Origin of the sequence: Pseudonocardia humida (assembly GCF_023898865.1) — a bacterium.
Taxonomy (GTDB): domain Bacteria; phylum Actinomycetota; class Actinomycetes; order Mycobacteriales; family Pseudonocardiaceae; genus Pseudonocardia; species Pseudonocardia humida.
Genome location: NZ_JAGSOV010000024.1, coordinates 1 through 21,171, shown reverse-complemented (window position 1 = coordinate 21,171; position 21,171 = coordinate 1). Strand labels below are relative to the sequence as shown.

Annotated in this window: 21 protein-coding genes and 1 pseudogene; 13 read left to right on the top strand and 9 right to left on the bottom strand. The window is 70.6% G+C overall.

Annotated features, from left to right (window positions below; all coding sequences use genetic code 11):
* Positions 1-454: 454 nt before the first annotated feature.
* The 11 genes from KDL28_RS11955 to KDL28_RS41470 all read left to right on the top strand — a co-directional run bounded on the left by KDL28_RS11955 (position 455) and on the right by KDL28_RS41470 (position 11,598).
* Positions 455-1,852 carry a DNA-binding protein gene (locus tag KDL28_RS11955; protein WP_252437797.1) on the top strand — a complete coding sequence of 466 codons (1,398 nt, stop codon included), beginning with the start codon at positions 455-457 and terminating at the stop codon, positions 1,850-1,852.
* A 16-nt stretch (positions 1,853-1,868) separates the two neighbouring features.
* Positions 1,869-4,151, top strand: a complete 2,283-nt coding sequence (katG, locus tag KDL28_RS11950; protein ID WP_252437795.1) for a catalase/peroxidase HPI — start codon at positions 1,869-1,871, stop codon at positions 4,149-4,151.
* Between the two features lie 240 nt (positions 4,152-4,391).
* On the top strand, positions 4,392-4,853 hold the full coding sequence (locus KDL28_RS11945) for an MSMEG_3727 family PQQ-associated protein (protein ID WP_252437793.1): 462 nt from the start codon (positions 4,392-4,394) through the stop codon (positions 4,851-4,853).
* Positions 4,854-4,865: 12 nt separating this feature from the next.
* Positions 4,866-6,563: a PQQ-dependent dehydrogenase, methanol/ethanol family gene (locus tag KDL28_RS11940; RefSeq protein ID WP_252437791.1), complete on the top strand. Its 1,698-nt coding sequence runs from the start codon at positions 4,866-4,868 to the stop codon at positions 6,561-6,563.
* Positions 6,564-6,595: 32 nt separating this feature from the next.
* On the top strand, positions 6,596-6,691 hold the full coding sequence (pqqA, locus tag KDL28_RS11935; protein ID WP_252437789.1) for a pyrroloquinoline quinone precursor peptide PqqA: 96 nt from the start codon (positions 6,596-6,598) through the stop codon (positions 6,689-6,691).
* Between the two features lie 140 nt (positions 6,692-6,831).
* Entirely contained in the window at positions 6,832-7,728 is an 897-nt protein-coding gene (gene pqqB / locus KDL28_RS11930) for a pyrroloquinoline quinone biosynthesis protein PqqB (RefSeq protein ID WP_252437787.1), read from the top strand.
* A complete protein-coding gene (gene pqqC, locus KDL28_RS11925; protein ID WP_252437785.1) occupies positions 7,725-8,435 on the top strand; it encodes a pyrroloquinoline-quinone synthase PqqC in 711 nt (236 codons plus the stop codon). The genes pqqB and pqqC overlap by 4 nt, the downstream gene beginning before the upstream one ends.
* Before the next feature lie 5 nt (positions 8,436-8,440).
* The gene (gene pqqD, locus KDL28_RS11920) at positions 8,441-8,746 is read left to right on the top strand and encodes a pyrroloquinoline quinone biosynthesis peptide chaperone PqqD (RefSeq protein WP_252437783.1); all 306 of its coding nucleotides are present in this window, start codon (positions 8,441-8,443) and stop codon (positions 8,744-8,746) included.
* Entirely contained in the window at positions 8,739-9,836 is a 1,098-nt protein-coding gene (pqqE, locus tag KDL28_RS11915) for a pyrroloquinoline quinone biosynthesis protein PqqE (RefSeq protein WP_252437781.1), read from the top strand. The genes pqqD and pqqE overlap by 8 nt, the downstream gene beginning before the upstream one ends.
* 31 nt (positions 9,837-9,867) lie before the next feature.
* On the top strand, positions 9,868-11,004 hold the full coding sequence (locus tag KDL28_RS11910) for a sodium:calcium antiporter (protein WP_252437779.1): 1,137 nt from the start codon (positions 9,868-9,870) through the stop codon (positions 11,002-11,004).
* A gap of 21 nt (positions 11,005-11,025) precedes the next feature.
* Positions 11,026-11,598: a TMEM165/GDT1 family protein gene (locus KDL28_RS41470; protein WP_252437777.1), complete on the top strand. Its 573-nt coding sequence runs from the start codon at positions 11,026-11,028 to the stop codon at positions 11,596-11,598.
* A 15-nt stretch (positions 11,599-11,613) separates the two neighbouring features.
* On the opposite strand, the gene KDL28_RS11900 is transcribed toward KDL28_RS41470, so the two are convergent.
* Complete coding sequence (locus KDL28_RS11900) at positions 11,614-12,555, bottom strand: LysR family transcriptional regulator (RefSeq protein WP_252437775.1); 942 nt, start codon at positions 12,553-12,555, stop codon at positions 11,614-11,616.
* A 72-nt stretch (positions 12,556-12,627) separates the two neighbouring features.
* Between KDL28_RS11900 and pcaD the strand changes: the two genes are divergently transcribed.
* The gene (gene pcaD, locus KDL28_RS11895) at positions 12,628-13,428 is read left to right on the top strand and encodes a 3-oxoadipate enol-lactonase (protein WP_252437773.1); all 801 of its coding nucleotides are present in this window, start codon (positions 12,628-12,630) and stop codon (positions 13,426-13,428) included.
* 425 nt (positions 13,429-13,853) lie between these two features.
* On the top strand, positions 13,854-14,189 hold the full coding sequence (locus tag KDL28_RS11890; protein ID WP_252437771.1) for a hypothetical protein: 336 nt from the start codon (positions 13,854-13,856) through the stop codon (positions 14,187-14,189).
* Positions 14,190-14,444: 255 nt separating this feature from the next.
* Here the strand turns inward: KDL28_RS11890 and KDL28_RS11885 are convergent, their stop codons facing one another.
* From KDL28_RS11885 to KDL28_RS11850, 8 genes and pseudogenes are all read right to left on the bottom strand, one after another.
* A complete protein-coding gene (locus KDL28_RS11885) occupies positions 14,445-15,317 on the bottom strand; it encodes a DUF899 family protein (protein WP_252437769.1) in 873 nt (290 codons plus the stop codon).
* 222 nt (positions 15,318-15,539) lie between these two features.
* Positions 15,540-16,335: pseudogene (locus tag KDL28_RS11880) on the bottom strand (transposase family protein).
* A gap of 117 nt (positions 16,336-16,452) precedes the next feature.
* A complete protein-coding gene (locus tag KDL28_RS11875) occupies positions 16,453-17,118 on the bottom strand; it encodes a class I SAM-dependent methyltransferase (protein WP_252437767.1) in 666 nt (221 codons plus the stop codon).
* 635 nt (positions 17,119-17,753) lie between these two features.
* The gene (locus KDL28_RS11870) at positions 17,754-18,119 is read right to left on the bottom strand and encodes a VOC family protein (RefSeq protein WP_252437765.1); all 366 of its coding nucleotides are present in this window, start codon (positions 18,117-18,119) and stop codon (positions 17,754-17,756) included.
* A gap of 591 nt (positions 18,120-18,710) precedes the next feature.
* Entirely contained in the window at positions 18,711-19,502 is a 792-nt protein-coding gene (locus KDL28_RS11865; protein ID WP_252437763.1) for an alpha/beta fold hydrolase, read from the bottom strand.
* A gap of 23 nt (positions 19,503-19,525) precedes the next feature.
* Positions 19,526-20,068, bottom strand: coding sequence for a dihydrofolate reductase family protein (locus KDL28_RS11860; protein ID WP_252437761.1), 543 nt, complete (start codon positions 20,066-20,068; stop codon positions 19,526-19,528).
* 57 nt (positions 20,069-20,125) lie between these two features.
* Positions 20,126-20,815, bottom strand: coding sequence for a helix-turn-helix domain-containing protein (locus tag KDL28_RS11855; RefSeq protein ID WP_252437759.1), 690 nt, complete (start codon positions 20,813-20,815; stop codon positions 20,126-20,128).
* Between the two features lie 22 nt (positions 20,816-20,837).
* The coding region (locus KDL28_RS11850) for a transposase (protein WP_252437758.1) at positions 20,838-21,171 on the bottom strand (334 nt) is incomplete at its 5' end.

Sequence of the window (21,171 nt, the reverse complement as noted above, 5' to 3'; positions counted from 1 at the left end):
GCAACCGAAGTCGACATCGGCGTCGATCCCGCCGTTCTCGCCACGACGCGGAGTTCTCCCAGCATTTTCTCGCCGAGAAGATCAAAGCGCCGCGAAACACGTCGATCAATTCCGCGCATCGCCCCAGCAGCGACGGGCTCGGCCGAAGATCAGCCGGAGAGCCGGCGCTCCCCCGACCGGCGGAACGCCGGGGAGATCGAATAGCGCAGGCGCGGACCCTGTTTCCGATCTTCTCCGGGTGCCCGGCCGGGTTTCGGATCCACCGAGGGCGTGACAGGGCCCGATGGAGGTTCCTAGGGTGGGTGGTGCCGGTATGCGACGCAGCCCAGAACAGTGAAGCAGGAAGACGCGCGGCCCGGTGCCGGTCCGCCGCCCGGTCGTGATGATCGGTGACCGGAGCGGACCGGCGCAGGCCCGCGGGGGCGTTCGGGATCGACCAAAGGCGGTCTCCACCATGACCGATGTAGATCGGCTCGAACCGATGGCGGGCCACGGACGGGGCAAGGGCACCGTGCTCACGGCGTGGGAGCGCTTCGTGCGGGGCGAGGACGAGGTCCCGGGGGTCCGGCCGGTGGTGGCGATCTCCTGGCACCGCTGCCGGGAGCGCTACCGGGTCGACCCGCTCCTCACCGAGGCGCCGATCGCCGTCGCGGAGGTCGACCGCACGCCCGAGCACGACGTCGTGTTCACCGAGCTGGGCTTCTGCGCCGCCTCGGTGGCGCACGAGGTGGGCCACCTCAACGGCGTCGTCACGGTCACCGACGCCACCGGCCGGATCCTGGGCGAGTGGGGCGACCCGGCCACGCTCGCCAGGGCCTCCGACGCCAACCTGGCGCCCTGGTTCTGCTGGTCGGAGAGCGCGGCGGGCACGAACGGCATGGGCACCGCGCTGGAGGCGCACGGCCCGGTGCTGATCAGGGGCGCCGAGCACTGGTGCCAGGCGTTCCACAGCTGGGTCTGCGCGGGCATCGCGGTGCGCGACGTGGTGACCAGGGAGCCGATCGCGGTCCTGAACATCTCCTGCTGGCGCAGCCAGCTCCCCGGCCCGGCGGTGAGCTGGCTGGCGAACGCGGTCACCAAGACCCAGTGCCTGCTGACCAGGCGCGCCCGTGACAGCGGCGCCGAACTGGTCGCGTCGTTCACCCAGGCCAGGGTGCACTCGGGCGCGGCGCTGGCCGCGGTCGACACCGCGGGCAAGGTGGTGATCGCCGACGACACGGCGAGCGTGCTGCTGGGCGTGCCCGCCTCCACCCCCGCGGTCGACCCCACGCTGCGGTGGAACCCGGGGCTGCCGGAGCTGATCGCCGCCGCCCGGTACGCCAGCAGCCAGGCGGCCCGCAACCCGGACTGGGTCGGCTCGACGCAGATCTTCACCCACCTCGCCGACGAGCCGACCTCGATCAGCATCCGGCCGGTGTTCTCGTCCGGGCACCTGATCGGCAACCTGATCTGGTTCAGCGCGTCCGACGGGGCCCAGGTGCCCCACGCGGAGCAACCGGCGAGCACCGGGGTGAAGCCGCGTCGGCTGGTCGCCGTGCGCGACAACCGCATGGTGCTGCTGCAGCTGCCGGAGGTGTCCTTCGCCGAGTCGGAGGGCAACGACGTGTGGCTGTCCACCGACGAGGGGCGGCTGCGGGCGGCCTCGCCGAGCCTGGACAAGCTCGACGGTGAGCTGGCCGACGCCGGCTTCCTGCGGGTGCACCGGCGGTACGTGGTCAACCTCGGCCGCATCCGCGAGGTCGAGCGCGGGGCCAAGGGGGAGCTGTCCCTGGTCATGGACGACCGGGCGGAAGAGGTGGTGCCGGTCTCCCGGCGGAACGCGCCCGCGGTGCGCCGCGCGCTGGGCATCTGAGTTCTGGAGGGTTCGCGTGTCTGACAGCACGGACGCCGTCGTCGGCGGGATGGACGACCAGAGCGCGGGCGGCCTCGGCCTGCCCGCCTCGCCCGTGCGCCGCACCCGGCCGCCCAGGGACGGCACCGGCAACCGCGACTGGTGGCCCGACCAGCTCGACCTGGACGTCCTGCGCCGCAACCCCGCCGCGGCCGACCCGCTGGGCGCCGACTTCGACTACGCCGCGGCGTTCGCCACGCTCGACCTCGACGCACTGGCCCGCGACGTCGACGAGGTGCTGACGACCTCGCAGGACTGGTGGCCCGCCGACTTCGGCCATTACGGGCCGCTCGTGGTCCGGATGGTGTGGCACTGCGCCGGGACCTACCGCGTGGCCGACGGCCGGGGCGGCCCGGCCGCCGGCATGCAACGCTTCGCCCCGCTGAACAGCTGGCCCGACAACCGCAACCTCGACAAGGCGCGCCGGCTGCTCTGGCCGGTCAAGAAGAGGTACGGCCGGCGGGTCTCGTGGGCCGACCTGATGGTCTTCGCGGGCAACCGCGCCCTGGAGTCGATGGGCTTCTCGACGTTCGGCTTCGCCGGCGGCCGGGCCGACGTCTGGGAGCCCGACGACCTCTACTGGGGCCCCGAACGCGCCTGGCTCGGCGACGAGCGCCACGGCGGTGTCCGGGAGCTGCAGGGCCCGCTGGCCGCCGACCAGATGGGCCTCATCTACGTCAACCCGGAGGGCCCGAACACCGTGCCGGACCCGCTCACCTCGGCCAGGGACATCCGCCAGACGTTCCGGCGCATGGGGATGGACGACGAGGAGACCGTCGCCCTGATCACCGGCGGGCACACGTTCGGCAAGACCCACGGCGCGGCCGACCCGGACCGCCACCTCGGCCCCGAACCGGAGGCCGCCCCCCTGGAGGAGCAGGGCCTGGGGTGGCGGAGCAGCTACGGCACCGGCATGGGCGCCGACACCGTCACCAGCGGGCTGGAGGGGACGTGGACGCCCACCCCGACGAGGTGGGACAACAGCTTCCTGGAGAACCTGTTCGGCTTCGAGTGGGACCTGGAGCTGAGCCCGGCCGGTCTGTGGCAGTGGATCCCGCGCGACGGCGCCGGTGCCGGCACCGTGCCGGACGCCCACGACCCGGGAAGGACCCACGCCCCGACGATCCTGACGACGGACCTCGCGCTCCGGTTCGACCCCGGCTACGAGCCGATCTCGCGGCGCTTCCTGGAGCACCCCGAGGAGCTGGCCGACGCCTTCGCCCGGGTCTGGTTCAAGCTGACGCACCTGGACATGGGGCCGATCCAGCGCTACCTCGGCCCGCTGGTCCCGCGGGAGGAGCTGCTCTGGCAGGACCGGGTCCCCGCCGTCGACCACGAGCTGGTCGACGACACCGACATCGCCGCGCTGAAGGGCCGGGTCCTCGACTCCGGGCTGACGACCGCGCAGCTCGTCTCCACCGCGTGGGCGTCGGCCTCGACGTTCCGCGACAGCGACAAGCGCGGCGGCGCGAACGGGGCGCGCATCCGCCTGGAGCCGCAGCGCGGCTGGACGGTCAACGACCCGGACACGCTGGCCCGGGTGCTGGAGACGCTCGAGGGGATCCAGCGGGCGTTCGCCGACGAGCAGACCGGGGACAAGAGGATCTCGTTGGCCGACCTGATCGTGCTCGGCGGGTGCGCCGCGGTGGAGCGGGCGGCGGCGGAGGCGGGCCACGACGTCCGGGTCCCGTTCGCCCCGGGGCGCACCGACGCCTCGCCGGAGCAGACCGACGCGGAGTTCTTCGCCGCGCTGGAGCCGGTCGCCGACGGGTTCCGCAACCACCTCGCGAAGGGCCACCGCCGGCCCGCGGAGCACCTGCTGGTCGACCGGGCCGACCTGCTGACCCTGACCGTGCCCGAGATGACGGTACTGGTGGGTGGCCTGCGCGTGCTGGGTGCGAACTCCGGGCGGTCCCCGGTGGGCGTGTTCACCTCGACGCCCGGCCGGCTGACCACCGACTTCTTCGTCAACCTGCTCGACACCGGCACCACCTGGACGGCGACGTCGAAGGACGCGGCGACGTTCGAGGGCCGCGACCGCGCCACCGGCGAGCTGCGGTGGACCGGCAGCCGCGTCGACCTCGTCTTCGGCTCGAACTCCGAGCTGCGGGCCGTGGCCGAGGTCTACGCGAGCGACGACGCGGGGGGCGAGTTCGTGCACGACTTCGTGGCCGCCTGGGACAAGGTCATGAACCTCGACCGCTACGACCTCCCCCGCGCCCGCAGCGGTCGCGTACCGGGTGCGAACGGTAGCTCGTGACCGGTGAACGGTGCGGGCCGGGCCGAATTGGCGATCACCCTTGTCGGTGTGATTCATCCGGCGTAGGGTGACCGAATATCAATCTAGCAACCGGAATCGGGCGGTACGAATGACGCCCCGATGTCCGGCACTGCCTGCCGCGCTGTGGCGGATCGGTTTTCCTGATTAATCGGCGCCACCACCGCGATGACGATCGACGCACGTTGACGTAGGCGTTTTCTCAATGAGGAGGTGGAGCCGATGACGATGGCGCAGGAACGATCCGACCTGTTGAGCCAGCTCGGGCTGAACGTGCAGAACAGAGCGGCGATCGGCCGGGTTCTGGGTACCGGGAGCATCGGGCAGGCGACGGAGGGCGCCGACGGCCGGATGTCGGCGACGATCCGCATCCGGCCCGATGAGATCGCCTGGGATCCGTCGATCCTGGTCATGCCCCACGGGGGTGACATCGACCTCGAGATCATCAACGACGACCTGAACACGCACTGCGCGCTGCTGCCGAGCAACGGCGACCGGAAGTTCATCTGGCTGGTGAACCACTCGCGCGGCAGGGCGACCCTCAACCTCGACGGTCCGGGCTACTACTGGTTCAGCTCGCCCACCGGCAACGACGAGGGCCGGGGGCTGACCGGGGCCATCGTCGTGCTGGGCGACGTCCCGCCGGAGGCCCGCCTCGACCGTCCCGACCAGCCGCGGCCGTGAGAGGAGCAGACGATGACCGTTGAGTACGTCGATGCCGGTGAGGCCGTCGACCAGGCGAAGCTGAGCGGCAAGCTCCCGGGCAACGAGATCGCGCCGCCGGTCGTGGAGGGCGTCGACTACGAGCGCATCCTCAACGCCCGCTCGGAGCCGGAGAACTGGCTCACCTACTACGGCACCTACGACGGACAGCGCTACAGCGCGCTCGACCAGATCAACACCGAGAACGTCAAGCGCATCGGACCAGCCTGGATCTTCCAGGCCGGCTCCAGCGGCATCATCGCCGGCGCGTCGACCTACTCGTTCGAGGCCACCCCGATCATCGTCGACGGGATCATGTTCCTGGCCGGCTGGGACGGCTGGGTGTGGGCCCTGAACGCGAAGGACGGCACCGAGATCTGGCGGTACAAGCACGCCGTCCCCTTCGACGTGTCGCTGTGCTGCGGCAACGTGAACCGCGGGGTCGCGGTGGCGCAGGGCAAGGTCTTCGTCGTCACGGCGAACGCCCACGTGCTGGCGCTCGACGCCACCACCGGCAAGCGGGTCTGGGACAAGACCTACGGCGACGTGCGGGCCGGGGAGAGCGCCACGGTCGCGCCGCTGGTGGTCAAGAACCTGGTCATCGTCGGGAGCTCCGGCGGGGAGTTCGGGGTGCGCGGCCATCTGGACGCGTTCGACATCGGGTCCGGCGAGCACCAGTGGCGCTGCTACACGATCCCGAAGCCCGGCGAACCCGGCTCGGAGACCTGGCCCGCCGACGGCGAGGCCTGGGCGCGCGGCGGCGCGAACTGCTGGCTCACCGGCACCTTCGACGCGGAGACGAACCTGCTCTACGTGGGCACCGGCAACCCGGCGCCCGACTTCGACGGGGGCGTGCGCGAGGGCGACAACCTCTACACCGACAGCATCATCGCCGTCGACGTCGACTCCGGTCAGATTCGCTGGCACTACCAGTGCACCCCGCACGACGTGTGGGACTACGACAGCATCGCCGAGTGCATCCTGTTCGAGAAGGACGGGCGCAAGCTTCTCGGGCACTTCGACAAGAACGGCTACTTCTTCGTCCTGGACCGCACGAACGGCGAGCTGGTCAACATCACCCCCTTCGTCGACCGGATCACCTGGGGCGCGATCACCAGGGACGGCCGGGTGACGGCCAAGGTCTACCCCGACGAGGAGGGGGTGCCGGTCCACTTCTACCCGGGGCCGGCGGGCGCCAAGGAGTGGACCCACGCGGCCTACAGCCCGAAGACCGAGCTCTTCTACGTCCCGGTCCAGGACGTCGGGGCCACGGCCACGCGGCGGCGCCGGGAGTTCAAGGAGTCCATCCCGTACTGGGGCGCGGGCGTCCAGGTGGACATCGAGGACATGACCGGGTCCATCAGCGCGTTCGACGCCGACGGCGAGGAGAAGTGGCGCTGGCGCAACGAGCTGCCGATGTGCGCCTCGGTGCTGGCCACGGGCGGTGACCTGGTCTTCGCCGGGGAACCGTCGGGCGAGTTCAACGCCCTCGACGCCCGCACCGGGGAGCTGCTGTGGCAGTTCCAGTGCGGCAGCGGCCACCACAGCAGCCCTTCGACCTACATGGTCGACGGCAGGCAGTACATCGCCGTGCCGGTCGGGTGGGGCGGGTGGGCCGAGGGGTTCCTGCCCGGGATGCTCGGGGCGGGCCACGGCAGCGCGCTGATCGTCTTCGCCCTGCCGGAATCGTGAGGATCCCGGCCGAGAAGAGAGGAGGTGGATTCATGGAGTCTTCGCTCGAAGTGTGGGAGACGCCCGAGTTCGACGAGATCGGAGTCGCGCCCGAGGTGACCATGTACGTCGCCCAGATGGACGACTAGCTCCGACGGGAGGGCGCCGGACCTGGTCCGGCGCCCTCACCCGGTCTGCCCCCGGTTCTTTCCCGGGCGGGGCCGCGGGGGCCCCGCCCCCCCCCCCCCCCTCCCCGGTTCTCCCCGTCGTCGACGAACGGAGTGGTTGGATGTGGCTGCGGGTGCTGGGCTCGGCCGCGGGAGGTGGCTCCCCGCAGTGGAACTGCGGCTGCCCGGTGTGCGCCGCGGTCCGTTCCGGGGCGGCCCCCGCGCGCACCCAGTCGTCGGTCGCGGTCAGCGCCGGCCGGCGGCGCTGGTTCATGATCAACGCCTCGCCCGACGTCCGCACCCAGATCGAGGCCTCCCCCGACCTGCACCCGCACGACGGCCGGACGACACCGGTGGAGGCGGTGCTGCTCACCGACGCCGAGCTGGACCACACGCTGGGCCTGCTGCTGCTGCGCGAGGCCCGCGCCCTGCGGCTCTACGCCACGCCGTCGGTGCACAAGACGCTCTGCGACGGCTCGGGGGTGCTGAGCACGCTGGAGCGCTACTGCCCCGTCGAGTGGCGGGCCGTGGTCCCCGGCACCGACCTGGCCCTGGCCGACGGACTGTCCTGCCGGGCGTTCGACGTGCCCACCACCAAGCGGACCCGGTTCGGCCCCGGGGTGGACCACGGCCGCGTCGTGGGCTACCGGCTGACCGACGAGCGCAGCGGCGGCACGCTGGTGTACCTGCCGGGGGTGCAGGCCCTGACCCCCGCGCTGCGCGCCGAGATCTCCGGCTGCGACTGCCTGCTGATCGACGGGACCTGCTGGCGCGACGACGAGCTGGTCCGGCTCGGCCTGGCCGCCAAGACGTCGCGGGAGATGGGCCACCTGCCCATCGACGGCCCGGACGGCAGCCTGGCCCAGCTCCCCTCGCTCGGCGTCAAGCGAACGATCTTCGTACACATGAACAACACCAACCCGATCCTGCTGGCGGACTCGCCCGAGCGGCGGATCCTGCGGGACAGCGGCATGGAGGTGGCCATGGACGGCCTCGAGATCGAGGTGCAGGGCCCGTGACGACGACAGCCGGGACGACCGGAACGACGAGGAGCGACGACGGCTTCGTCGAGACGCTGCGGGCGCACTCGCGGCGCTACCACGACCAGCACCCGTTCCACGTCCGGATGAACGCCGGCCGGCTCAGCCGCGAGCAGCTGCGGGGCTGGGTGGCCAACCGCTTCTACTACCAGGAGAACATCCCCCGCAAGGACGCGGCGATCCTGTCCAACTGCCCCGACCACGAGGTCCGCAGGCGCTGGATCCGCCGGATCACCGACCACGACGGCACCGCCCCCGGCGAAGGCGGCATCGAGGCGTGGCTGCGCCTCGGCGAGGCCGCCGGGCTGAGCCGCGAGGAGGTCCGGGACCACCGGCACCTGGTCCCGGGGGTGCGGTTCGCGGTCGACGCCTACGTCACCTTCACCCGGACCCGCCCGTGGGTGGAGGCCGTGGCGTCCTCGCTCACCGAGCTGTTCGCCCCCGACCTGATGGCCGAGCGGCTGGCCGCGTTCGAGCGGTGGTACCCGTGGATCGACCCCGAGGGACTCGCCTACTTCCGCGCCCGCCTGGAGCAGGCGCCCCGCGACTGCGAGCACGCCCTGGAGGTCGTCACCGAACACTGCCTGACCGCCGAGTCCCAGGCCCGCGCCGTCGACGCGCTGTCGTTCAAGTGCGACGTCCTGTGGAGCATGATGGACGCCATCGACCAGGCCTACCCGCGGTGACCGCCGTGGACCCGGCCCCGACCCGGCCCCCCGCGGTGACCGGCTCGGACCGGCCGCGGCTGGCCCGCCACGTCCGGCTCGCCTTCGACCCGACCCGGCAGCGGCACGTCCTGCTGCACCCCGAGACGGTGGTGGTCCTGCACGGCAGCGGTGCGGACATCCTCGGGCTGTGCGACGGGCGGCGCACCGTCGCCGAGATCGTGGACGAGCTGGGCGCGCGGTACCAGGTCGTCCCCGACGACGAGGTCCGGCGGTTCCTGACCCGGCTCGCGGCCCGGCGCTGCGTCGAGCTCGTGCCCGCCGATGGATAGCCCCTTCGGGCTGCTCGCCGAGCTCACCTACCGCTGCCCGCTGGCCTGCGCGTACTGCTCGAACCCGCTGAACATGGCCGACTACTCCGACGAGCTGGCCACCCACGAGTGGCGGCGGGTGCTGGCCGAGGCCCGCGACCTCGGGGTCCTGCAGTGCCACCTGTCCGGCGGGGAACCGCTGCTGCGCCGCGACCTCGTGGAGATCGTGGCGGCCGCCCACGACCTCGGCCTCTACACCAACCTCGTGACCAGCGCCCTCGGGCTCTCGCGCGAGCGGGCCGAGGAGCTGCGCGCCGCCGGCCTGGACCACGTGCAGGTCAGCATCCAGGCCGACGAGCCCGCGGTGTCCGACCGGATCGCCGGGACGCGATCGTTCCGGCGCAAGATCGAGGCGATGGGCGTGGTCCGGGAGCTGGGCTGGCCGCTCACCGTGAACGTGGTGCTGCACCGCCAGAACATCGACCGCGTCGCCGACGTGCTCGCGCTGGCCGAGGACGTCGGCGCCGACCGGGTGGAGCTGGCCAACACCCAGTACTACGGCTGGGCCTGGCGCAACCGCGACGCACTGCTGCCGAGCCGGGCCCAGCTCGAGGCGGCCGAGGTCGTCGTGCGGGCCGCCCGCGAGCGGCTGCGGGACCGGATGGACGTCATCTACGTCATCCCCGACTACTACAGCCGCTACCCGAAGCCCTGCATGGGCGGCTGGGCGGCCCGGCAGCTGACCGTCACGCCGAACGGCGACGTGCTGCCCTGCCCTGCCGCCCAGTCGCTGCCGCTGCCCCGGGCCAGCGTCCGCGAGGAACCGCTGGAGCGGATCTGGACCGGCGCCCCGGTGATGACCGCGTTCCGCGGGACGGACTGGATGCCCGATCCCTGCCGCAGCTGCGACCGCCGGGAGCTGGACTTCGGCGGGTGCCGCTGCCAGGCGTTCCAGCTCACCGGCGACGCCGCCCGCACCGACCCGGTCTGCCACCTCTCGCCCGACCACGACCTGGTGGCGCGGGCGGTCGAGGCGGCCAACGCGCAGTCGCGGGACGAGGACCCCCGGCTGGTCCCGCGCCCGCACCGGGTCCGGGCGCTCGGCGACTGACTGCCCGTTCCGCTCAAGGGGGAGCAACCGGATGTCTTCCATCATCATCTTCGCCCTCGGCACGGCGCTGCTGGTCTACAGCGCCGAGAAGCTGATCACCTACCTGGTGGGCGCGGCGCGCGGCCTGGCGGTCTCGCTGTTCCTGCTCGCCATCCTGTTCACCGGCATCGAGTTCGACGACCTCGCCTTCGGCGTGGTGCTCAACCTGGAGGGCCTCGAAGACGTCGCGCTCGGGGTGATCTTCGGGACCGTCATCTCGCTGTCCGGCCTGGTCCTGGCGCTCGCCGCGCTCCTCGCACCCAGCCGGGTGGAGATCCCCAAGGACTACATCGCGCTGTTCGCGGTCGCCCCCCTGGTGCTGATCGTGCCCGCGCTGCAGGGCGGGCTGGGCGTCGTCTCCGGGATCGTGCTCATCGGGCTGTTCGTGCTCTTCATCGCCTACATCGCCTACCGCGAGAAGCGGCGGGCGGTGCCCACCTTCCGCAGCGCCGAAGTGCTCGAGGCGGTGGACAGCCCCGAACTCGTCGGTGCCGCCGCCGGGGGTGGTCGCGGAGCCGGTGGCGACGGCGGCGCCGGCCTGTACGAGACCGGCGAGCTGGGCCGGGCGAAGGCGAACGACCGGCCCGGAGGAGTGCTGCTCCTGCTGGCGCTCCTCGCGCTGGTCGGGCTCGTCGTCGGCGCCTGGGCCATGTCGGAGGGCACCGAGGGCATCCTCGAGGACTTCGCGATCAGCGGCACGGTCTTCGGGGCGACGATCGCGACGGTGGTGCTCTCCCTGGAGGACATCTTCCTCACCGTGCGGCCGTCCCGGCGGGGGGCGCCGGCGATCGGCGTCGGCAACATCATCGGCAGCGTCGTGTTCTCGGTGACCGCGAAGGTCGGCATCATCGCGCTGGTCGGCGGCGCGCTCCTGATCACACCGGAGATCTTCAGCTGGCACCTGCCTGCCCTCGTCGTGATCAACGGGTTCGCCGCGTACGCGCTGTTCACCGGCCACCTGCGGCGTTGGCACGGGGTGGTGCTGCTGGCGGGGTACGTCGCCTACTGGGTCGTCAGCTTCTCGGTGTTCGGGCTCGTCCCGGTCGACGACGCACCGGGCGCCGAGCAGGACGAGCAGCGGCCGGGCATCGAGGCGCCGGCGGTCCCAGGCGCACCCGACGACGACTAGCCGGGACGGGAGCGCCGTTCCGTGGTCGTCGTCATCGCCGTCACCTTCGGCATCGTCGCCCTCGCCGAACTGGCCGACACCAGTGGCCTGGTGACGCTCATCCTCGCGAGCCGGTTCCCGGCGCGGCTGGTCCTGCTGGGCGTGGCCGCGGCCTTCCTCGTGCAGGTGGTGGTCGCGGTCGTGGCCGGGAGCCTCGTCGGCCTGCTGCCCGAGCGGCCGCTCGCGGCCGCGCTCGCCGTGATCTTCCTCGTCAGCGCGGTCCTGCTGCTGCGCGGGGACGACGACGATGACGGCATCCCCGAGGCGACGCCGACGACGCCGTGGCGCGTGGTGGCCCTGTGCTTCGGCACCACCCTGCTGTCCGAGCTGGGCGACCCGACGCAGATCATCGTGGCCACACTCACCGCGCGCTACACCGACCCGCTCGCCGTCGGGGTCGGCGCCCTCCTCGCGCTGTGGGCCGTGTCCGCGCTCGCCGTGTTCGCCGGCAACCGGCTGCGGCGGGTGGTGTCGCAGCGCTGGATGACCCGCGTGGTGGCCGCGATCCTGGTGGTCCTCGCGGTGCTCAGCACAGTCGAGGCGATCCGCGGCTGAGCCCGTGGATCCCGCTCAGCACGGCGACGCCCGCCTCGCCCGGGGAACCCGGCCCAACGCCGGCCGCAGCACCGGTGCCTGCTCGGCCAGGAACTCCCACAGCTGGTCGGCGACCGGCCCGTGCGGCCGGTCGCGCCGGCGGGCCGCCGAGAGCTCCTCGACCACGCCGGGGAAGTGCCGCCCGGCGATGGACAGCAGTCGACCGTCGCGCAACTCGGCCTCGACCAGGAACCGGGGCAGGTGCCCCCACGCCATGCCGTGCAGGATCAGCTCCTTCTTCATGAGGTGGTCCGGCACGGAGCACCGGGGAGCGCCCTCGACCAGGAAGTGGCCCGGCTCGGACGGGTGCCGCGCCGAGTCGCGGACCACGCACTGGGTGAGGGTCTGCATCCGCTGCGGCGTGATGTCCGCCGTCGGGGGGAAGGGCAGGAAGCCGGGCGCCACGACCGGGACCAGCGCGACGCGGCCGAGCCCGATCCACTCCATCCGGACGTCGCTCGTGGGGACCCGGTGCACGATGAGGTCGGCCCGGTCCTCCAGCAGTCGCTCCCAGGGGCCCGTCACGGTCTCGAACTGCAGGTGCAGCCGCGTCTGCGGGCGGTGCGCGAAGAAGCGGCTCAGCAGCTCCAGCACCGGGGGCAACGGGCAGAGGTCGCCGAGCACCACGCGCAGCTCGGCCTCCTCCCCCATCGCCAGCTGGGTGGCGTAGGTCCGGAGGTCCTCGGCCTCGTGCAGCAGGAAGCGCACCTTCCGGTGGAAGGCCAGCCCCGCCTCGGTGGGCCGCACCCGGTAGCCCGAGCGGTCCAGCAGGCTCAGCCCGAGTTGACGCTCCAGCTTGGCCACCGCCGCGAAGACCGAGGGATGCGACCGGTGCAGCCGCTCGGCGGCGGCCTGGAAGCCGCCCTCGCCCACGACCGCGTCGAAGCAGTGCAACTCGTGGAGCGTGAAGTCGGACATTGTCGGAGGAGCCTACAGAGACGGTCCGTTCTTTGTCATGGCAATCTGCAGATCTCTTCCTAGGCTGGGGACATGGACACCACGACCCCCAGCGCCATCACCACGGGCGACGGCGTGCGCATCGGCTACCGCCTCGACGGGGAGCCGGACAGGCCGGTGCTGGTGCTGGCGAACTCCATCGGCACCGACCTGCACATGTGGGACGGCCAGGTGCCGGCGCTCTCCGACCACTTCCGGCTGCTGCGCTACGACGCGCGCGGCCACGGCACCTCCGACGTCCCGAGCGGCCCGTACTCCCTGGACCGGCTGGGGCGCGACGTCGTGGAGCTGCTGGACGCGCTGGACCTGCCGCGGGTGCACGTGCTGGGCCTGTCCCTCGGCGGGATGGTCGCGCAGTGGTTGGGCATCCACGCGCCGGACCGCGTCGACCGCCTCGTGCTGGCCAACACCGCCGCGTACCTGGGCCCGCCGGACCAGTGGGACCGACCGATCGCCGACCTGCTGGCCGCCCCCGACATGCGCGCCACTGCGGAGGTGTTCCTGCACAACTGGTTCCCGGCCCGGATGCTGCAGGACGAGGTCGTCGAGGGCTTCCGCCGCACGCTGCTCGCCACCCGGCGCGAGGGCGTGGCCGGCAGCTGGGCCGCGGTGCGCGACTACGACCTGCGGCGCACGGCCACGCTCATCCGCAGCCCGACGCTGGTCATCGCGGGCGAGCACGACACCGTCACCTCCGCGGGCCACGGCCAGGAGCTCGCCGCGATCATCCCCGGCGCGCGGTACACCGAGATGCCCGTGATGCACCTGACGAACGTCGAGCGGCCCGCGGAGTTCGTGGACGCGGTGGTGGAGTTCCTCAGCGAACGTCCGTGACGTCGAGAGTGGCCCGGCCGGCCAGTTGCTGATGGCGGGTGCGGTTGGCGTACGCGGCGTCGTCGAGCTGGGCGGCAGGTGAACGCGGCGATGTGGCCTCCGCCATCGATCGGCGTCGAAGACGTTCAGCTCGCCGTACCGGGTGGAACTCAGGTCGGCGGCCTTCACCGTCGCCAACCTTTCGCTCAACCGGAAGACCTCGGCGCTCGGAGCATCATGCCGCTTCCACCGATCATCCCGTTCACAGCGGTGATGGTCGCCGGGTCCGGGTCGGGCGGCCTCGGCCACATCGCCGGATGCTCCGCCCCCGTATCGGCCGACAGGTTGATTCACGGTGGCCGCCGACCCGGCGAGAGGAGTCGGCATGGCGACCGAAGCCGCGGAGACCAGGGCCGGGCCGCGATGAGGTCTAGGATCGCGGCCCGATGGGACTGGTCTTCAACGCCGTCGCCGGCGAACTCCCGCTGGTGCGACGGGTGTGGTCGGCGAGCTGTGACGCCGCGACCAGCTTCACCTCGGCGGCCAAGGCCTCATCCATGATCGCGTTCGCCCGGAGCGACGACGGGTTGACGGTGCACGTCCGCGGACCGGAGACGGCGGGCACCGCCCTGACCTGCCCGGAGGGCTGCGAGTTCTTCGGCGTCGAACTGCGGCCCGGCGCCTACCTGCCGCTGTTCCCGCCCGCTGGGGGCGACGTTCGACTGCCCGGCCCACCAGTCGTCGCCGGAGAACCTTCCGTCGACCGAGACGTGGTCGAGTGATGTCGCTCACAGCTAGTACCTGCGCTCTCGCCGCTCTGGTGCTCGCAAGCGTCGCGCAATTCGCGCCCGACGAGCACAAGTTCGCACTCAGACTCGCACCCAGAGCCCAGGGCCCACACGCACCGGCCACGACGGGGCGACGCCGACGACGACGAGCGGAGCCGCGACCGGTCCCTGCCGCAGCCGATGAAGCCGTCGACGGAGGCGGCCGTGGTGCCGAAGATCGACTCTCGATGTCGTGCTGTCCCGGTGGCGTCAGTGGTGACGGTGGGGCTCGGACGTCACCACTCCGACGCCGGGACGGGTCCACTGAACGGTGGGCCGCCCGCCGGTCCAGTTGTTCCCGATGCCGTCCTCGTGGCTGCGCCAGAACCAGCCTGGGTTCTTGCCTTCGGGCCAGCCATCGGGGTAGTCCTGCCAGGCTTCCATGCGACCGCGGGCGGTCATGTCGAGGAGGGCGAGCGCGGGCATCGTCGCCTCGCAGCCCCTGCCGGTGACGGTGTTGGTGAGGAACACCCGGTCGCCACGGCGCAGCAAGCACACCCAGGTCCCGAAGTCGTCGCCGCTCACGATGTCGTCCTCGACGTCGGCCACGGAGTACCAGTGGTGGGGGTAGCCCATGAAGCCGACGAACGCCGCGAGGTCGGGGTAAGGCGCCTTGGCGAACACGGCGAACGAGACGCCCCGCGCGTGGAGGTAGGCCGGGTTCTGCACGGCGAAGTAGGTCAGGGTGCAGCCCGGGCACTGGTTCTCGAACGGCTCGCCCAGGTGCCACATGTGCTTGTAGACGACGAGCTCCTCGCGGCCATCGAACAGGTCGAGGAGGGTCGTCGGCCCGTCCGGCCCGACGACGGTGATGGTTGCGTCGACCTCCGTCATCGGGAGCCGACGGCGGGCCGCGGCGATCGCGTCGCCCTCGCGGGTGTGCGCCTTCTCGCGCACCAGTAGCTCGTCGCGGGCGGCCTGCCAGGCCCCCCTGTCAACGATCGGGGGGACGGCGGACGCGGCCGACGCCTCGTGCTGGGTCGGGTTCTCGTGGATGCTGGTCATGCGCTGCTCCCTCGCTCGGACTGGCTTCCACAGTGCTGACCCGCGCGCCTGCCGAAAGTCATCGGTCGGCAGGCTCATCAATTCGACCGCCGGCCGACGCCGCACGTCCACGCGGTGGCTGCGCGCTCCCGGTCACGGACCGGCGGACCATCGGCTTACCGGGTTGCGCTGATGCGGAGTTCGGGCGCTGAGCTCGTCGATCGCGGTCGAGCCGATGGCCGGGACGATCGTGCCGCGCTGCGGACGAGGCGTCGGGAACGGTCACGCAGCAGGTCACGCACTGAGCCTTTGCCAACCTGATCATGCGCTGGCGATCATGAGGGTCTGAACTGCGGCGATGAGCCGGTGGGCGGTGTTCGGGCTGGAGCGGATCTTCCGCAGGACCCGCCAGTTCTTCAGCTCGGCGTTGGCCCGCTCGCCGGGTCCACGGCGGCGGGCGTGGGCGGTGTTGACGTCCTTCTGGTTCCGGGACAGGCGCCGGTAGCGGCCGGTGCCCAGATCCTTCCGACGGCGCCGCTGCGGAACCGCGACCGTCGGCCCGGCGCCCTGATAGGCGGTGTCGGCCGCCGCGGGGATCTCGTGGGTGGCCAGCGCGTCGATGATCCCGTGCTCACGGGCAGCGCCCATGTCATGTCTCGCGCGGGCAGCGGCGGCGAGATCCACACCAGCCGGCCGATCGGGTCGGCGACGACCTGCACGTTCAGCCCGTGGGCCTTGTGCTTGCCGGAGTAGAAGGCCCGGTCATAGCCCGATGTCATGCCTACCCGGTCGATGCGCAGCGGGTGCCGTCGAGGATCACGAACGCCTTGCGGCGGGCGACCTCGATCGCCTGGGCCAGGGTGGGAGCCATCGCGGCGAGCAGTTCGAGCGCCTCACGGATGTACCGGTACACCGTCGAGGTCCCGATGCGGAAGCCGCAGGCCAGGTCGGCGTAGGTCTCGCCCTTACGCAGGTGCGCGACCACGAGCAGCGCCTGCCGGCCGGGCGAGAGCTTCCGCCACCGGGTTCGGCGCTGGTTGCGCTGCGCTCGCAGCGCATCGGAGAGCACGCCGAGGGCGCGGCTGGACACGGTCATCCCGGACGGGTAGGACAGCACGTTGAAGCTCCTGGTGGGACGTGTTGATCTAGGCAATCGCCCGTCTACCAGGAGATTCACCCATTCGAGGTCACGCCACGCTGCACACCGCTGACTGCCCGCCCAGGTCGGCAAAATTCATTCGTTACTTCTGGCGTCATGGCGCGCCAGCAGGTATCCGGCGGGGGGCTTGCCTGGCGCCGGAGCAACGATTCGCAGGCGTCCGAGCTCGGCGAAGTCGTGCTCGCGCAGTCGGTCGGCGAGCGCGTCGAGGGTCCACAGATACGCCGGTGAGGCTCTGTGGTCGTACGGGACCCAACCGTTGGCGTCTGCGGTGTCGGTGATCTGCACACCGATCAGCAGGGGTCCGCCCGGCTCTACCACTCGGGCGAACTCGGTCAGGACGCGCGGAAGCAGGTCCGGCGGCGTGTGGATCAACGAGAAGTGCGCCAGGATGCCCGCGATCGACTCGTCCCCTGCGTCGAGATGGAGCATAGAACCGACCTCGTAGCGCAGGTCGGGACGATACCGGCGGGCGATCGCGACCATGGCCGGTGACAGATCGATCCCGTAAGCCCGGATACCGGCTCGATCCAGGTGATCGGTCCACTGTCCGGGACCGCAACCCGCATCGACCACAGCACCCACCGACCCACCGGCGCGGACGAGGTCGGCGAAAGCGTTGATCATCCCTGCTGACAGCGCATCGATGACTTGGTCGCCCTGTCGCACCATGTCGTCGTACAACTCGGCGACCTCGTCGTAGTCTCGGCGGGTCCGATCCAACGCTTCGTTCTCACTCACCCGCCGGACTCTAGGGAACAGGTCGGACGTAGGAGTGTCGGACACTCCAACCGCGAAGGCGACGCGATCGATCCGTCCGCCCAGGACGGTGGGCACCACCTTTACCACCGCCCCCACCAAGCTGTCCACGACGGCCGCAGCGCTGGCACATCCACTCCCGGGCCGCACGCCACGCCGCACAACCGCTGGCCAGCCCCCTCACCAGGTTGGCAAAGGCTCACTTGCTCAGGGGTGGGATGGGTGACGGCGTCGGCTTGTGCGGAGCGCCGGGCCTCGAGGAGGGCGGAGTGTAGGTCAAGTCGGTCGGGGAAGTCGTCGACGAGCTTCCGGAGGTGGTGGACCGATTTCGGCGTGCCGTGGCGGGCTAGCGCACTGATCGTGTGCCGGCAGAGGTCTGCAGCCCTGAGTTCGGGTGTCACGAAAGAGACACCCGCCTGATACGTGGGGGACTCGGGAGGGAACACGTTCGCGATCCAGCGGTAGAGCTGGTTTAAGGTGTCCTCATCGAGCGACCTGAACAGGGCGCCGGTGGTGTATGGATCGGCAACGATTTCGGCGGCGAGTGTTTTCGCGAGTTCGTTGCACCGGATGGGACACTCGCCCGCGTGGAGCGATCAGGGCTATCGGACTCCGAGCTACTTGAACTGAAGGATCGAAAGCGAGTTCTTGCCCGGATCGACGAACCATGCCGCATACGCGTGCCCGACATCCGCGATTCCGTTTATCGTCTTGATTCCCATCTCCGGCAGGTCAACGTCCAGGATTTCGACCCCGCGGGCACGCAACTCCGCGACCTCCGCGGCCACGTCATCAACCCGCCACGTGGCCTGGTCCTGCTCATCGGCGGTACCAATCGTGCTCTGGCCGACAGCGAGGCGGCTACCGCCGCCACACCTGAACCACACGGCACCCTCCTTCTCCTGCACAATCTCGAGGCCGACTTTGTGCAGGTAGAAGTCCCGAGATGCCTGCAGGTCGGTTGCCAAGAGCAGCACGTCCATGGGGTGATCACCGAGCATGTATTCCTCCGATATTGACAAGCCTGCGAGTTCCGGAATTCCCGCTCGAACTCCTCGCCGCGTGCTGTCGACAGCTCGCATCGGTTCAGCCGCGGCCCTCGACTCCGTTCTTGCATCCTCCTTCGGTCAGCTACCGATCTCAATCGGAGTGCGGGCCGGTGCCGCACGGTGATCGAGGGTGATCAGCTCCCCACAGGGGCAGGCCCACGTGATCAGCGACGGCGCGGCGACCGCTGCCACCGACACCGGTGACCTACACCATCTCGGTCGTTCCGTCGTCGGCGATCGTCGACTCGATGGTCCGTACCGGCCCGGTCTCGACGTCGATGACCATACCTGACGGCCCCACGTCATCACGCCGACCGGTGCGTCGGCGGGAGAGGTGTTGAGCAGTGCGATCAGCTCCGCAACATTCATGTGGGGCCTGCGGCGCGACGTGCTGCCGGTGCGAGCAGCCGATCGCCGGCGCCGCCCAGGCCGCCTCGGCGGCCCGTCTGGACGGCCGCGGGCTCGCCCATGCGGAATGCATCTGAGCACCCGCCGCCGGAAGGTGAGTGATAGGTCCCGGCCTGATCACTGGTTCAGGAAGGACTCCAGCATCGGCAACACCAGGCCCGGCCGGATGACCTGCAGGTGCTTGGTGTCCGGCAGGATGGCCAGCTGCGCGTTCGGCAGCTGCTGCTTCATCTCGACGGCGTGCTCGAGCCGGACGAAGTCGGTGTCGCCGATGATGATCAGGACCGGCATGATCAGCCGTGCTAGTTGATCATCGGTCCAACCCCCGAAGTCGTGCACCGCCGGCTGGATCTTCGACACGAACGGGAAGAACGCGTCGGGGTCCGGCGCCACGTCGGTGTAGGCCTTGATCATGGCCGCGGACTCCTGCTCCGTCGGCATCCGAGGCGAATGCAGCTCCAGCGCGGTGATCTCGGGGTAGTAGCCCTTCGACCGGGTCGGCCCGAAATGGGAGGCGGCCAGCACGAGCCGGCCGACGCGCTCCGGCGCCAGCACGGCAAGGTCGGTCGCGACCAGCCCGCCCAGGCTGTAGCCCATGAAATCGGCCTGCTCGATGCCGAGCTGATCGAGCAGCGCGATCACGTCCTCGGCGCACTGTCGGATCGAGAACGGACGGTCGCTGTCGGCCGTGTGGCCGTGGCCCTGCAACTCGACGCCGATCACCGTGCGCTCGGCGGTCAGCGTCGGCAGCAGCGGGTCGTAGCTGAGATGGAACGTGTACGCGCCGCCGTGCAGCATGATCAACGGCGGACCGGGCTGGTCGGCGCCGAGGACCTCGTAATAGAGGTCGATGCCGTTCACGGAGGCGTACGTGCCGTGGGACAAGTCGATTCCTTTCGCCATGATCATGGACTCACCTAATGCCGCCCTGACTAGCGGGCGGGCCGATAGGCCAGCACCACCGTGCCGTTGCCGAGATCGGTCACGTTCATCAGTTCCAGGGCGGTCGGGCCCAGGCCGGACAGCAGTGACTCACCCGATCCGGCGACGAAGGGGGAGACGCTCAGATGCAGCTCGTCGAGCAGCCTCGCCTCGACCAGGGCCCGACTGAACAGGCCGTTGCCGTACTTGATCAAGGTGCCGTCGCCGTCCCGCTTGAGCCGGGCGACAGCCTCGACCGCGTCGCCGCTCAGCACCTCGGCGTTCCATGTGGTGTCGGTCAACGTGCTCGAGGCGACGTACTTGGGCAGCGCGTTGATCTTGTCCGCGACGTCGCCGGTCATCGTCGGCCAGGTCTGGGAGAAACCTTCGTACGTCGCCCGGCCGAGCACGAGGCCGACGGCCGAGGACAGCAGCTGGAGTTGATAGGCGAAGTGATTGTCGTTGGGAACGATCTTGCTCTGGCCGGCCCACCAGGCGTCGCCGGACATCATCCCGTCGATCGAGAGGTGGTTGTATTCGATCAGTTTTCGCACGCCGGGGAGTTAATCATCGCGCCGTTCGGTCCGTCTTGTATCGAACCGAACCCCGCGTCACAACGCCAGGAACTCGACGCCGTCCCGCAACTCGCCCGGAGTGTGAGCGGTCGCCGCCCGCATCGCCCGCCCGAGCTGCGCCTGGTCGTAGTAGCCGCAGGCAGCGACCACATGGGCGATCGATCTCCCCGCGGCGAGGAGCTGGGCGGCGTGCCGAGCCTGCTCGATGCTGACGACCTTGCGATGCGAGATCCCAACCGCCCGGCGGAACCGGAGCTGCGCGATCCGTTCCGACATGTCGCGTGGGCGTTCGCCGTGCCGGATATCGTCGACCAGCGGGTCGAAGACCAACAATCCGGCGCGCACCAGTCGATCGACGAAGACGTCGACGTTCTGCGCCGTCGGCATCTCCCAAACTCGGTTGTCCAAGAGGATCCGGTCACCCGCCAGGGTCGGCAACAACGCATCCTTGAAATCGGTCAGGCTGGAGGGCGAAAACAGCGGCAGATACGCACCGAGCCGCAACTCCACCCCGAAGAACTCCCAGCCATCGGGGCACGTCATCAGGGTGCCCGCCGTCTCCGGTCCTTTGACGTGCACCGTCACGCCGCCACCGCTTCGCGCGAAACAGATCATGGACGAGGCCTTGACCGCCGAGCTGAAACCGATCGTGGCGTCACAGGTCGCCGACCACACCCGCTGCACGAGCGGGAGTTCGCCGGCGACATCGTTGAAGATCAGCCCCACGCGACCTGACCCTAGTGGCCCGTCACGCAGCCTTGGCCGGGTAATGGGTCCAGGTCCGGATCGGTGACCCGACCGCGAAGTTGACCTTGGGCTCGGCGTGGATGTTGTGCCAGCGGACGTAGCCGGCGATCGCCGCGTTCTGCTCGGCGTGGCTGCGGTGATCGGTGCCGTTGAGGGCGAAGTAGCGCAGCGCGGCGAACTCGCTCTCGATCCAGTTCAGCCAGGACCCGTAGGTCGGCAGGAACACCAACTCGACGGTGTTGTCTGCGCACCAGGTCTTGACCTTGGCGTGGTGGTGCGGGGAGAAGTTGTCGCAGACCAGGTAGAGCTTCTCGCCCGGCCGGCGGGCGCGCAGC